Source organism: Mucilaginibacter sp. BGA-UO-ETr-C110, from assembly GCF_059567985.1.
The window spans coordinates 5869140-5883705 of record NZ_JCAQPB010000002.1; the positions used below are offsets into that span (position 1 = coordinate 5869140).

Annotated in this window: 13 protein-coding genes; 5 read left to right on the forward strand and 8 right to left on the reverse strand. The window is 41.8% G+C overall.

The genetic code is table 11. The annotated features are described in order from the left end of the window. Positions 1-44: 44 nt before the first annotated feature. Both AC57BQ_RS25375 and AC57BQ_RS25380 read right to left on the reverse strand, forming a co-directional pair. Positions 45-3584: a SusC/RagA family TonB-linked outer membrane protein gene (locus AC57BQ_RS25375; protein ID WP_496408904.1), complete on the reverse strand. Its 3540-nt coding sequence runs from the start codon at positions 3582-3584 to the stop codon at positions 45-47. Between the two features lie 111 nt (positions 3585-3695). After that, a complete protein-coding gene (locus AC57BQ_RS25380; protein ID WP_496408905.1) occupies positions 3696-4706 on the reverse strand; it encodes a FecR family protein in 1011 nt (336 codons plus the stop codon). Between the two features lie 458 nt (positions 4707-5164). On the opposite strand from AC57BQ_RS25380, the gene AC57BQ_RS25385 reads away from it, so the two are divergent. From AC57BQ_RS25385 to AC57BQ_RS25395, 3 genes are read left to right on the forward strand one after another with little or no spacing between them, the layout of a single operon-like run. Further along, entirely contained in the window at positions 5165-5533 is a 369-nt protein-coding gene (locus AC57BQ_RS25385; RefSeq protein ID WP_496408906.1) for an ArsR/SmtB family transcription factor, read from the forward strand. Further along, a complete protein-coding gene (merTP, locus tag AC57BQ_RS25390) occupies positions 5530-6117 on the forward strand; it encodes a mercuric transport protein MerTP (protein WP_496408907.1) in 588 nt (195 codons plus the stop codon). The genes AC57BQ_RS25385 and merTP overlap by 4 nt, the downstream gene beginning before the upstream one ends. 2 nt (positions 6118-6119) lie before the next feature. Beyond that, complete coding sequence (locus tag AC57BQ_RS25395; RefSeq protein ID WP_496408908.1) at positions 6120-6335, forward strand: GDCCVxC domain-containing (seleno)protein; 216 nt, start codon at positions 6120-6122, stop codon at positions 6333-6335. Here AC57BQ_RS25395 and AC57BQ_RS25400 read toward each other — a convergent pair whose 3' ends face one another. The 6 genes from AC57BQ_RS25400 to AC57BQ_RS25425 all read right to left on the reverse strand — a co-directional run bounded on the left by AC57BQ_RS25400 (position 6336) and on the right by AC57BQ_RS25425 (position 12236). Beyond that, positions 6336-6749: a VOC family protein gene (locus AC57BQ_RS25400; RefSeq protein WP_496408909.1), complete on the reverse strand. Its 414-nt coding sequence runs from the start codon at positions 6747-6749 to the stop codon at positions 6336-6338. It lies immediately after the preceding gene. After that, positions 6736-7356: an ankyrin repeat domain-containing protein gene (locus AC57BQ_RS25405; RefSeq protein ID WP_496408910.1), complete on the reverse strand. Its 621-nt coding sequence runs from the start codon at positions 7354-7356 to the stop codon at positions 6736-6738. Before AC57BQ_RS25405 ends, AC57BQ_RS25400 begins: the two co-directional genes overlap by 14 nt. Before the next feature lie 160 nt (positions 7357-7516). Further along, positions 7517-8356, reverse strand: coding sequence for a DUF2971 domain-containing protein (locus AC57BQ_RS25410; protein WP_496408911.1), 840 nt, complete (start codon positions 8354-8356; stop codon positions 7517-7519). 166 nt (positions 8357-8522) lie between these two features. Then, positions 8523-9116: an RNA polymerase sigma factor gene (locus AC57BQ_RS25415; protein WP_496408912.1), complete on the reverse strand. Its 594-nt coding sequence runs from the start codon at positions 9114-9116 to the stop codon at positions 8523-8525. Positions 9117-9228: 112 nt separating this feature from the next. After that, positions 9229-11262: a hypothetical protein gene (locus tag AC57BQ_RS25420; RefSeq protein ID WP_496408913.1), complete on the reverse strand. Its 2034-nt coding sequence runs from the start codon at positions 11260-11262 to the stop codon at positions 9229-9231. A 176-nt stretch (positions 11263-11438) separates the two neighbouring features. Beyond that, a complete protein-coding gene (locus tag AC57BQ_RS25425) occupies positions 11439-12236 on the reverse strand; it encodes an XRE family transcriptional regulator (protein ID WP_496408914.1) in 798 nt (265 codons plus the stop codon). 71 nt (positions 12237-12307) lie between these two features. Here AC57BQ_RS25425 and AC57BQ_RS25430 point away from each other — a divergent pair, with 71 nt between their 5' ends. Together AC57BQ_RS25430 and AC57BQ_RS25435 are read left to right on the forward strand one after the other, a co-directional pair. Further along, positions 12308-13051 carry an ImuA family protein gene (locus tag AC57BQ_RS25430; RefSeq protein ID WP_496408915.1) on the forward strand — a complete coding sequence of 248 codons (744 nt, stop codon included), beginning with the start codon at positions 12308-12310 and terminating at the stop codon, positions 13049-13051. 3 nt (positions 13052-13054) lie between these two features. Further along, a complete protein-coding gene (locus AC57BQ_RS25435) occupies positions 13055-14554 on the forward strand; it encodes a Y-family DNA polymerase (protein ID WP_496408916.1) in 1500 nt (499 codons plus the stop codon). Positions 14555-14566 lie beyond the last annotated feature (12 nt).

A 14566-nucleotide genomic window follows, 5' to 3' on the forward strand; every position in this document is an offset into this window, starting at 1 on the left:
ATTATATATCGTATGTTCTTTTTCATCTTGTTTACAATTAAAATTTAAAAGCCAGCCTTTAACCCAAATGCAATTGTCCTCGGAAGGAGAACGTTGGGATAGTCTGGATCTATGTGATCTTTATTTGCCGTCCACAATAACCCCACATTATTCATGTAGACGTAGACCTGCAGCCGATTCAAATGCAGCTTGTTGGATAATTTCGACGACAAGTCGTATGAAACATTTATATCCTGCAATCTTATGTTGTCGCCTTTATCAATCAAAGCTGCTGATCTTATATAGAAAAGGTCCCGGCTTTGATTATCAGGATATATCAGTGATGGTACATTAGTATGGGATTCATCACCTGGCTTCTGCCATCTTTTTGCATAATCGGAATGCGAAACATTGCTGTATAGTAGCTCGGAATAATTGACTGAATTCCGATGGAAATAATAGCCCAACCTGTAGCTAATGTTAAATGAAAAAGAAACCTGGCCATAAGAGAAAGTATTTCTAATGGCACCGTATATATTAGGGGTAGCCCGTCCTTTATATTCCAGGCTGTCAACCGGCACATTGGTTAAAGCGCTGTAATCCTTACTTGCCTGGCCTGCTTTGTAACCCATTGGGTCACCCGTTTGCGGGTCAAGGCCCGCCCATTTATAGGCATAGATACCGAACAAGGGTCTTCCAACTAAGGGCGAGTAGTTGTAAACAGCAGATGTTATACTTGCATCATTTAGGTAAGCAACTGCATTGGTGTTTTTTAAATCGTAGGACGTGATTTTATCTGACACATAACTCAGACTAAAGGATGTTAGCCAGCGGAATTTATCATTCACGTTCTTAGTGTTTAGGATTACGTCCCAGCCGTTACCTTTCATCCCGGCAACATTCCCTTTGTATTGAGTGAAACCAGTTGTAGGGTCCAATGCCGCGTAGCCAATAAGGTCAGTTCCTTTTTTATGATAGTACTCTATCGAACCTGAAATCCTGTTGTTTAGTGATGAAAAGTCAATGCCAAGATTTAGCATTGCCGTTTTTTCCCATTGCAGATTGGTATTCGGGGGGCTTTGCAATGTGGCGGCTGTTTGACGGGAGTAGAAATTGGTCGTATAGTAGGCCGTGGTAAATGCGGTAATGGTATTATCATAATTGCCGCTATAACCATAAGTTGCCCTGAAACTTAATTCTGGCAGCCATTTGCTTTGATAAAATGCCTCCTTATCTATTGCCCATTTAAAACCCGCTGACCACAGTGGAACGGATCGTTGGTTGGCACGTACACCAAATAAGTTTGATTGATCGATCCTGCCACTGGCAGAAACGGTGTACCGGTTATCGTAGGTATAAGAGCCGTTGGCAAAATACGAGCGAAACCTATCCAATGTTTTAATAACCGCGGTATTGCCGGGAATCGCCGAATAGTACCCTGACGGATAAGTCTGAAAATAATCGGCGTAGTTCACTGCTTGACCCTGGCCTACAGCGGGGTCATATCCATACAGGTAGCTTTGATCAGTTGTAACAGTTGCCTGTCTTATCTCAGCACCCGCTATAGCTGCTATCTGGTGTTTACTCCATTCGGTATTGTAGGTTAACTGGCCTCTGCCGTTTTGGGAAGACAGGATGGTATTTCCTTTGATACGAATACCTCCGAGTGGCACAACGCGTGATACGGAGCCATCGCCGTTTAACGTACTCAGGCTGTTTATCAGATTACGTGTATAATAAGCGTCCTCACCCTGTAGTTGGGTATTGTCTGCATTCTGACGTTCATACTGGTAATTGATCGAAGCAGCCAATCCCTTTATGATTGTATATTTCAGGATTCCCGAGAACCGTGTGTCTGAAAGTTTAGTTTCATTTGAATTCGATGAAAGTTCGTTGACCGGAACGTAACTCCAGTTCAGTAGTCCTTTTTGAGTGGCAGCATTTACAAAGTCGCCATTGTATTGCCTGGCTACAACTAACGGCTTCCCACTGCCGTCCGCAAGCTGTGCATAGGGGTAGATATTTTTGTTCCCCATAGAAATATCAGATGCGGCTGTATTTGTAGCAGTATTGCTTTGGGTGTAAACAATGCTCGTGCTTATATCCAGGTTGTTTATCGGTGTAAACGTCTGTTGGGCATTCAGCACCAGCCGGTCATAAGCATTATTTCTAAGGTTTGTAAGGTTTTTGTCGTAGCCAGCCGAATAATAGTAAGTATATTTTTCACCGCCACCTTTAAAACCGAGTGAATACTGCTGATTTACGCTTTTGCGGTAGAAATACCTCGCAATGTCATCTCTGACATCGTAATTTTTAAGTGCATTGATTTGTTCTGCTACTGCCGCAGGTTGAATTGTCCCGGCGCGGCCTTTAGCTAGTAAATCGACAACCGGGGTAAGCACCGGATAATTAATATTGTCCGATATGTTGGCATCATAAAAACCTTTTGAGAACAACAACTTTTCAAGATCCACGAAATCTGCCGAACTAATTTGTGGCTTATAGTATAGGTCCGGCTTATTTCCTATCGTAACATTGGTATTTAATTCTACCTGTGGGGCCTGATTTTTCCTGCCCCTTTTCGTAGTAATAACTATTACGCCGTTCCCGGCGCGCACCCCCCATATGGATGCAGCTGCTGCGTCTTTGAGTATAGTAATGCTTTCTACATCGTTGGGATTGACATTGGTTATATCACCGTCATATGGGAAGTTATCTACAACGATCAATGGCTGGTCATTTGCAAATATGGTGCTGCGTCCCCTGATGCTCAACTTCGTTTTACCGTTTCGCTCATCAAATAAAAGATCGGGCGCTATAGCTTTTAATCGACTGATAACGTCAGTTGAAACCTGCCGCGTATACAGCGCATTGTCCACCTTAGAAAATGATCCGGTCGCACGTTCTAACGGTACTTCCTGGTACCCGGTTGAAACTACCACTTCCGTTATCGCAGTGCGGTCATCCTGAAGTACAATTACGAGGTTATTTAAATCGACCGCTAACGTTACTTCTTTGGTGACGTATCCAACATAGGACACGACAATTATCGGACGGTCGTCCAGGTTCAATAAATAAAAAACACCTTGTGCGTCGGTGGTAGTTACTTTGTCCGTCCCCTTAATTCTGATGGTAGCACCGACCAACGGTGTCCCTTTACCATCGGTAATTCTTCCCTTTACCGGTAAAACTTCCTTTTTCTGTTGCTTTCCTTGTTGCTCCTGCTTTAATTTATCTGTGTCGTAACGTATCAGTACATCATTATCAACTGCACTGTAACTATAAGGCAGGTTGGTCAGCGCCCGTTTCAAAACACTTGAGAGCTTTTCGTTCTTGGCGTGCAATGTAACTTTTGCATCTGATTGCGCTATGTTACCACTGTAGAGTATTTTCACCGTGGCTGTGCGGGCAATCTTATCGAGAGCAGATTTTAACCCTTCTTCTTTTATGTTTATGGAAAACTTTTTATCCAGAACGGATTGGCCTGATGCCGACGTAGCCATTACGACAAACGTCGAACTGCAGATGATCGCAAATAATGTAGCTGTCCATTTCATAGCATACACGATCATGCGCCCCAATATGTGGGGTACAATTATTTTCATACTTTTACTTTGTTAAATGTTAGGGTGGGCAAGCGCTTAAGTTGTCGAGACGGAGACGCTTACCATTTTAAATCGCATTTACGGGCCACTGCACTATGCAGTGGCCTTTTTCTAACAGCCTTTTCCTACAATCGTAATTCCATTTTCATTTCTTTTGAATTGAGCGTTAATGATGATGCATACTTTACGAAGGAATACCAGCGGATCATCACCGTTTTTAAAATCACCGTAAAAAGTGCAGTTGCCGAGATCGCCCTCGGTTTCGATATTAATATTGTAGTCTCTTTTCAGATCAGCGATAACGGCAAGAACCGGAGTGCCTTCGTAGTGATAGAACCCATTGCGGCGGTCAAGCATCTGCGAAGCCTGCGGATAATCTGTTTTTAGCAGTTTATTCGTCGCAGGGTTGAATTCGGCAATTTGATTCGGGATAAGATCGGTTTGGGCATGCCTGGCAGTTGTAATAGCGACTTTTCCCGTAAGCAAAACCACCGTTATTTTTTTATCCTCGTTGTACGCCCTGATATTGAAAGTAGTTCCGAGCACTTTTGTATTCAATACACCAGTATGTACGATGAAAGGGTGCTTCTTATCTTTTACAACATCAAAGAATGCTTCGCCTATAAGTTTTATGTCCCTGGTTGATTTGCGAAATTCATCAGGGTATTCCAAAGAGCTTGCCGGGCTTAACCATACTTTTGTACCATCCGCCAACTCAACGACCTTGCGTTCACCACGGCTTGTTTTGGTACTCACCAGGTGGACAGGGTTAATTCGGTCGTAAATAACAATGCGAAACCAAAATCCGACTGAAAATACTATCAAAGCTGCCGTGGCTACAAATACACGGAACCACCGTTGTTGATACATTGGGACAATGCGGGTACTACTACCAGCAGCGATGCGTTGCAAAAGAGTTTGTTTGGTACGAACCAATATCTCGTGCGTTTCATCGGTATTAATACCCGTTGGCTGCTCGTGGTACGCATCCCGGATAAGCTGGCGCAATATTGGCGAATGTTCCTTCAGGTTAAAGTGCGCTAACAACGTATTGACATCTTCCGCTGATGCTTTATCCTGCAGATACCGCTCGAATATTTCCGACAAGTTTTCCTTTTCCACTACTGTTTTTCGTTCAATACGTAGTTAACATAGATTTCATCTGCTCCTAACAAAAAAATAAGCAGCAGACCGCTCGCCGGTCTACTGCTATAACTATTAATGAACTTATAATACCACCGCTACTACCTGGATTTAAGATAATCCCTGAGCAGGATAATAATAAATACAAGCAATGCCGTCATCAGGGCTGTGAAAATGACCTCATTTATTAGGGACCACATATCCTGGGCAGCAAAGGCAGTATAAATCATTAATCCTGTTGTAAGGAAATAGGTAATAATCGGTTAACATTACGAAAACTATCACCTATACGGCGCAACATCACAATTCATCTGCTGCAATTTTTTTTATTTGTCAATAACATCTTATGATGTCTCACATTTACATCTTTTAATGTCACACTTGCTACTCAAATAAATTATATTTAAGCGATTGCTTAAATGCTTATATTTGTCGCAATGGATAATTGCACACGAATATTTGCAGACAGCGGACAGATCAATAATTGCCGAAATGTGGTGAAAGCACATCAGCAGGCCTTTACCGATCTTTCACAGGTGGTGTCCTTAGCAGGTAATGAGGTCCGTTTAAAAATATTATTCCTGTTAACACAGGAACAGGAACTTTGTCCCTGCGATTTGAGCGATATATTGGAAATGACGATCCCCGCCGTGTCGCAGCACCTGCGTAAACTCAAGGATGGCGGCGTTATCCGATCCCGCAAGGTTGGGCAAACTGTTTTCTATTCGGTTAATCCTGCGCAAATTCCTTTACTACAACCGTTCTTTCAGATCATCCAGCAACCATTAGCCGAAGTGAAAATATGAAAAGTTGGATCACCGGCTCCATTGCAGCTATCGCCGCTTCACTTTGCTGTATCGCACCATTGCTGGCCATCTTTGGCGGATTAAGTGGTGCCGCTACTTATTTCAACTGGATAGCGCCATACCGGCCTTACCTGATCGGTATCACAATATTAGTTTTCGCATTTGCCTGGTATCAGCAATTGGTGGTTGCCCCTAAAAAAGAAAAAGATTGCTGCGCCCCTGCAACCCGTACCTTTTGGCAATCCAAAAAGTTCCTGTTGATCGTTACTGTTTTTGCGGCCATCCTTACAGCTTTCCCTTATTATTCTACTATATTCTATAAAGCACCTCCGAAAACAACTGCTGTTACTTTGCAAAACAACTTTAAATCTATCCGGTTGAATATAAAGGGCATGGGCTGTGCAGATTGCACCAAACATATTGACGGCTCCCTTTTGAGCCTGAACGGTGTAATTACTTCCAGTACCTCATTTGAAAAGGCACAAACCATCGTGTGTTATGATCCGGCTAAAACTAATGCGGACAGTATCAAACATAAAATCAAAGTAATAGGCTATCAGCCAACACTCCTTAAAAACAACTAAATATGGCTGCTACGCTACAATTGAATTCAACTATTACTTGCCCTAACTGTGGTTTTCAGAAAGAGGAGGAAATGCCGACTGATTCTTGCCAGTACTTTTATGAATGCGAAGCCTGCAACACTCGCTTAAAGCCGCTGGCTGGTGATTGCTGTGTTTTTTGCAGTTATGGTACTGTTAAATGCCCGCCGATACAGCAAGGGACGTCCTGCTGCGGCTGATCAGCTTACGACCTCAAAGAAAGTGATGAGGTTGCGATGTAAGTCAAGCGTGGGGAAATCCCGGTGTCCCCAAGGCTGGTCTTCTACGACTGTTTGCGCATTATAAATCACGCCGGTAGCTTTCATTTCCTCGTAAAGGTCATCAATATCGGTCACTTGTATCCGGCAACTGGCAGTTCCTGCCAAGAAGCTTTCCGCGCCATTACCAATGGGACGAAAAACCAGCCAAAACTTAATACGCCACGACTGATCACAGGCCGCCCAAAGATGGATCTCGACTCCATCCCGCACGAGGATGGCGAAATACTTCTCCTGGTGGCGCGCTTTAAAGCCCATCTTACTTTCATAAAAGGTTACTGCCCTGGCGACGTTCACGACCGGCAAAGCCGGGATACTTCTTTTAAATTCCTTCATGCTGCAAGTAAAGTAAGGTGTCTTTGTCTAAAACCGCACGATCTGCACCGGCTTTTAAAAGCAATTGAACACAGCCTAACTGGTTGTGCAAATTGCCGGTATCGCCGGATGTTAAGGTGTGAACTGCCCAACCGATGGGCGTAGAATTGAATGTGGTATCCTGCTGGTCAATGTTTGCGCCTTGGGCAATTAGTGCTGCTACTAAATGATCCCGTCCGCAGAAAGCTGCCCAATGTAATGCGGTTGCACCATCATGGTCAGCATAAAAGATATCGGCACCCTCTTTTATATAAAATATACACAATTGTTCCGCGTGAAGGCTGGCGGCGGCAATGAGCGGTGTGTTTTTATCCCCGGCTGCTTGATAACCGTTAATGTCCGATCCATATTCCAGCAGGACTTTGGCGATCTCGATTGCGTGTTCATCAGTGATTGTTTTGGCGAAAACCAAATCGCAAATACGGTGCAGCGGATGTCCTTTCATATCCGGCTGCGAATCACTACAGGGAACACCCGCATTGGCGAGCGAGGGGTCAGCCTGAAGCACTTCTTTTAACTGCCGGAGATCTCCTTGGGTAACTAACTTGAATAACTGACTTGCCAGCATTGTTGCATTGTTTACTCAAAGCTAAGAAAATGTTATCGTGTTAAGATTTAAGTGTGACATCAAATGATGTAAAAATGCGACACTAAAAGATGTTATTGACATTATTTAAAAGAGGGGATAAAAACCTGCGATAGGCGCAGTGCTTCTTGACAAACTATAACTATGGTAATTCATTACCCGTAGGGAAGCTTGATAAATCGTATTCCTTAATCTCCAGCTTAAAATTAGCCTCCACGCGTTCTGCCATATAAATACGGATAAGAGGATGTTGTTTTAGAGCTATACTTGTGTACTCATGAACAGTTTCGTATGGTGTTTTGCATCCAAAAATTAAACCGGTTATCGTATTCTTAGGCAATGGATGAACAGCAGGGTTCTGAGGTTTTGATTCAGTTACCCAGGCATGCTTGATGATCCTTTTCTCCATTTCATAGGACCAGCAATCGGATTTCATCAGAATACTATCTTTAATCGTATTGACCTCTGTAAATGCCGGAACATAGTTCACGTCATAGATGTCACCCATCTTCGCCATTTGCCCGGCGTCAAATTCGAGGCAGATGCCTTGATGGTTGGATGCATAATGACTCCACATCAAAATGCTGTCGTTCGCTGTTGTTACGCACAATATGCCAGTATCTTCAAAAAACACTTTTTTAAATGAAGTCTCCGAATCTGAATAAGACTTTCTCAAAAGGACATATTCATACGTTTTATAGATAATATAATCCGAATCATGGATCATCGCCGGATTTTGTTCCCTGATAAAGGCAAACAGGGCGTTAAATTCTCCTTTTTTTTCCTGTTCAAGATATGCGCCGACAAGATTTTTTAATTCTTCGGTTTTGGAAAGCTTTAACTCCTCATTGTATCTGGAGGGTAATTGGCATTCAAAGGGATCGTTAAAATTCGCCGGGGGACAAAAGAATATTTGATTTGTTTCGATAATAGATTTGGTCCAGTCGCTAACTGATGCATATTTATAAAGTTTTGGAGCCATAGTCTATGATTTAATGAAAAAAGCCATCAGTTAGATTTGTAATAAATTTAAGGAAAATAATAATCATAAATAAGAAGATTTCCATTGTGTAAATAGTAGATAATCAATTTCCGACTTCAAAAAAAGCGGAAATTTGTAACATCATAAGTGAGAAATTACAAGATAATTATTTGCTAAGAATATATGCAATGACCAGCGAAAGGGCAGCTTCACCAGAACGGTAAAAATATTCTTTGAGATATTTGGTGGCCTTCACGATATGGTCATTAATGGTGGATTCTGATATTCCCAACAAGCTGCTCACCTCTTGGTATGATTTACCTTCCAGTTTGCACAGAGTAAAAACCTCTTTACGTTTAGTCGGTAGGCCCGCAAGGGCAGACTGGAGTAGAGTGTTGTTTTCCTTAGTTTCGATCAACACGTCAATGGGATTGTATTCAACCACCCGCTCCAATAGTTGCTGCGCAAGTTTCCTGTCTTTGGCGATGCGCCGGAAATGATCAAAGGCAAGGTTCTCCGCTATTCTAAAAAGATAGGCTTTGAAAGGTTTATTGGGGTCTATCAGCGATCTTTTTGCCCACAGCCGGTAAAAGGTTTCCTGAAGCAGTTCTTCGGCTATATCTTGTGATTTGGTAAGCCTGACGGTATTCTGTAAAATTCTAAGGGAATACGTGTCGTATAATTGTTCAAAGGCCTCCTTATCGCCTTCCTTTAATCGGGAAAGCAGCTCTTTTTCATTCAAAGAGATCGGGGCACTCAATTTTTCAAATATAACTTTCTAAGTTAAAAAAATCCTATGCCAATGTAAAGTCTTTATGCAGAAATAGTGATATTACCACTATTGGTACAACAAAGTAATCAGCAAATTTTACCTAGCTATTTTTAGTAAATAATTTGTCAAAAAATGGGTTATGCCGATCTGTTGAAAAGTCTAGTAATTTACGAAATGTCATCACCTCAATATGTAAATTGAGTGCAGGTTCGATTTTGAAAAAGGTACCAAATGGGGTTTTCTGCCACCCCTTGTCCAAATTATATTCAGCCAACTGTGAGGGGATAACATCCAGAATTACAAACCCAAACTTAGGCGTAGTTTTTTGTAGAACAACCTGGTTGCCTTTGTAATTCTTTTTATTTGATTGATATAAAAATTCCTCGAAGTATGGACTGATTAATTCTGAAAACTGCCACCTATAATCTGTTTTCCTTTTTTGATGTGCAGTATCACCTGGCCGCTTGAATTCGAAAATAACCATTGAGCTTATTTCGCCGCTACTGCGATCACCAAAGCTAATGGGATTGTCAAACATTGGTGGTTTATCAATGAGTACCAGATCAAGTTCTTTTCGGCTATTCTTTTGCGAATAAGAGGTAATCGGCTTATCCGATGCAATAAATTTATAGGTGATAAATCTTTCATCAAGCAGCCAAAGATTATGATTTTCGTAGTCCAGATCATTATTGGTTAAACCTAATGGAAAAATCAGATTGTGAACGTCCTCTTCGAGTTTGTAGTCTCCGTTTTCATCGGCATTTAAAAACTTATCAAATAGTCTGAGTATGGCTTTTCTCCGTGTCATATAATCAGCCAGGCTATCGACGTCATAGGCCGTTTTCTCTTTTATATCCAAAATGATTTTACTGATCGCTTCTTCATTTACAGATTTATCGTCAATGAATTTTTGAATATTCTTTTCGACATTCTTCCTGGCATTAAAAGAGATACGATAAAGATGCTCCTCTAATTTATCTTCAGGCAAATTGGGAGGAATGCCCTGTATAATTGATGGATTGCGAAGAAAACTGTTATATCGCGGGGCCTTTGCAGCAATATAGCTTTTTATCTCATTGAAGCTTTTTTCCTTGGCCTGTTTTACAAAGCTCTCATATTCATTTTCAAGAATTTCCGAAACCTTTTCTTCTATTTCTTGAAAAGAAATAATTCCAGAGCCGTTAAAAAGCAAATTTTCTTTTTCTTTAGGCAGATTAAATCCATTGCGGGTCTTATATACTTTGGCATTCAGAAAATCGGAAACAAGGTAGATGTCAAAGAAATAGTAATCGCCTTTCACAATAATCGGATAAGTAAATAGACTGTTTACGTTTTTGAGATTTCTTGGATTTCCGACAGATCTATTGTTCGCACAATAATGCAAATAATTATTTTTCCGGTTACCTTCTTTTAAGGTCTTTGTTATATACAGTTTGAACTTTTTGTCTTGAATAAAAAAGTCTCGTTCATTTTCTTTAGAAACCTTTTCAAAAAGTTGGTTTATTACTTCACCTTGATTGTCTTCTATGTCAAATAGTTCTATCGTTGGCAATGTACCATTGAGGTAATATATGAAGCAATGCTGCATAATAGTTTCTGCAATTTGGGAAATAGACAATGCCGATTTTTCAAGTACAATCTCATTATTACAATCCTTTATTTCAATTGTCGTTTTCCACTGGGTATCTGAGCTATCCTCCAATTTCAAAGCTTCAATTTCCTTGTCTGTGGTAAATCTGAATACACGGTTCTGCCACTTATTATTTTCCTTGAAATTACTGTCAACTAAATATTCGTTATAAGCTGCAAGAACAGTGAAACGACCTATTCCTTTGCAGCCATATTCTTTATTTAATTGGGAAAACGGCGTTTCAAAGGATGTGTAGTTTTTGTTATTAAAACCTACGCCATTGTCTGTAACCTTGAAAGAAGAAATTGTTTTAAAATTTTCAAAAGTGGGACTTTGCGGAAGATCCCCCCTTTCAATTTTAATTTGAATTTTTTGTTTGTTAATTGGCAGATCTGATTGTTGCAAGCTAATAATGGAATTTACCACGCATTCCAGTAAAGGCAGTAAAACATCTTCCGAGGTTAGATCTACAGTTTCAACAAGGTTCTTTACAGGTACTATCATTTCGAGATTGATTATATTGTATACATTAACTTAAGGGAATAGCAATTATGCCGCAATGGTTGCTGTATTATTAGTTGCATTTAAAGTGCCGAAGTAAAAATACATTATAATTATTAGTTAGGTACCCTATAGATGCACTGAAACTAAGTATGCGGAATTACTAAAAATTTCGCCTCTCATTTTTTTGAAATTTGCTTTTGCAAGGAAACAATCAGCTGCTTAATTTCCTGTAAATCCGTTTCCGCATCTGGCAGAATTCCTGTTTGATGTTTATAGTATTTCCATATTTCCAGTATATCATCACCGCTTACTATGTATGTCTCATAATTTCGGTTCAATGATTTCAGTTGCACTTCTCCGTTATTATATACCGTGACCAGCTTAAACACAAAATCCTGTTCCCCTTTTAAAACAACGATACAAGGTGTATCCGGTTTGAGACCCGTCCAGTCCTGGACAAACTGTGCAATGACGTCGCTGTTTTCAGGAATAGGGAGCATCGAGTCCCCTGTAGTTGGGAACATGCGAAAGCTTCCCGATTTAGGTAGGTTGGGTAAGGTGAATTTGGGTAAGCCCGCTATAAACTCTGGATCTCTGAACCCAGACCGGTAACCTGCTTTTGCCTTAACCGGAACATACTCTATGTTCTCCTTATTGTTTCTGTCAACTGTTATGGCGAGCACCCGGATGTTGCTACCGGTCATATACACATCGTTACCCGCCAATAATTCCCGCAGTTTTAGCTCACCCAGTTTTGTAAGATCAACTTTCAGCAACGTATCAACGCTAACCTTAAAGTATTCGGAAAAATTTACGAGGTCTTCTACCACCGGGTTTTTCGTTCTTCCCGATTCTAACGCCTGCAACTTATCCCGCTTAATATCAAGTGCCTGCGCTAAATCTTCCTGGCTAAAATTTTTTCGCTCACGGAGGAATTTAATGTTGCTATGAAAAAAAACTTTTGCTTCTGTCATTTGTGATTGTTATTATTGATAACAACTAAATGTTACTAATAATAACAAATATATAAATTGTTTTAAATATTATGGTGCTGCCGGAAGAAAAAAGTGATGTGATCCGTGCCCTGCAAAATGAGATACTCTCTTTGCAGGGATTTAAGGGTATGTCCGGCGGTCAACTTTTAAATAGTGGGTTAGGGCCTATAGAAGGCGCGTTTCCCAATAATACTTTTCCAACCGCAGCAGTACATGAGTTTTTAAGTGAAGCCCCGCAAAATGCTGCTGTTACCAGTGGGTTTATTGCCGGCCTGATAAAAAGCTTTATGAAGGATGGCGGTACTTGTCTTTGGATCAGTAATAAGCGTACCCTTTTTGCACCTGCACTAAAGTCATTTGGCATTGACCCGGAAAAGGTTATTTTTTTAGATCTGGTGCGGGAGAAAGATGTGTTGTGGGCTGTTGAGGAAGCATTAAAATGTGAAGCATTAGCAGCAGTGGTTGGAGAACTGAGGGACATCAGTTTTATGGAATCAAGAAGGCTGCAGCTTGCGGTCGAAAAAAGCCATCTGACCGGATTTATTCACCGGTACTATCCCAAGACCCAAGATAACGTAACCTGTGTTTCCCGCTGGAAAATTACACCATTGTCCAGTGAACAAATAAGCGGAATGCCCGGCCTCGGGTTTCCCCGCTGGAACGTACAGTTGCTTAAAGTAAGAAATGGCAGGCCGGGAAGCTGGCAGGTCGAATGGACAGGAGGCAAATTCAGACAAGTCGCTATACCACCTATCACCATGATACAAAATACACCTATTCAAAAAACAGGGTAAATCATGGCTAAGCGTTTTGTTTCATTGTGGTTTCGTCACCTAACGACGGACCGGCTGACCCGTCGTCGTCCGGAACTAAAGGAGGTGCCGTTTGTTTTGGCAGCACCTGAACGGGGACGTATGGTTGTAAAAGCGGTCAGCGCCCCGGCCCTGGCTAAGGGTATAAATGTGGGAATGGTTGTTGCCGATTGCAGGGCCATTTTCCCCGGACTTGAGGTTTTTGATGATGACCCCGACCTTACTGAGAAATTATTGCAGGCATTAGCTGAATGGTGTTTACGTTATACTCCAATAGCGGCGGTTGACGTGCCGAACGGGTTAATCCTCGATGTGAGTGGCTGCCCGCATCTATGGGGTGGCGAAAGGGAGTACCTTAAAGATATTTTAACCAGGCTTACCGGCTATGGATACCATGTACGCGCAGCTATTGCCGATACTATTGGCACCGCCTGGGCGGTGTCCCGTTTTGAAAAAGCTACATCAATCATACCGCCGGGCATGCAACTGGAGGCATTACTATCGCTTCCGCCGGCAGCACTACGTCTGGAAGCGTCCGTTATAGCCCGTATGTATAAACTTGGGTTATATCAAATTAATAATATCATTGCTATGCCGCGTAGTGCTTTACGCAGAAGATTTGGGCAATCAACAGTAGATAGATTAGCACAGGCGCTCGGTGAAGGAATAGAGACTATTCTGCCTGTTCAACCGGTTAATCCTTACCAGGAGCGACTCCCAAGTCTTGAGCCGATCCACACAGCAATAGGAATAGAGATTGCTATAAAACGGCTGCTGGTTAACCTTTGTAAGCGATTGCAGCAGGAAGAGAAAGGGCTGCGAAAAGGAATGCTGACATTATACCGCATAGACGGGAAAATACAACAGATCGAGATTGGAACAAACCGCGCATCCAGTAACGCGGATCATCTGTTTAAATTATTTGAACTTAAGATAAGTACGATAAAGCCAGCTTTGGGTATTGAACTTTTCCTGCTTGAAGCGCCGGTAGTTGAAGACCTTCCGGCTAATCAGGAGTCAATGTGGAAGCAAACAGGCGGAACGGATAACGGTGCCATCGCCGAATTGCTTGATAAGCTGGCCGGCAAACTAGGAATGCAAACAATCCATCGCTATCTGCCTGAAGAGCATTACTGGCCGGAGCGTTCCATCAAATTAGCAACCTCATTGGAAGAAAAACCACTGACCCAATGGCGAACGGATCTTCCCAGGCCGGTGCATCTGTTATGTCAACCTGAATCTATTGAGGTGATGGTTCAGATACCGGATTATCCACCGGCACATTTTGTCTATAAAGGACAACTGTATATAGTGAAAAAAGCAGATGGTCCTGAACGTATAGAACAGGAATGGTGGATACAACAGGGGCAACACAGAGATTATTATTGTCTCGAAGATGAGAACGGTGCCCGTTACTGGATTTTCAGGCTGGGACATTACAATAGTGGTGAACCCAAATGGTTCATTCATGGATTTTTTGCATAAAGGAGGGTGACG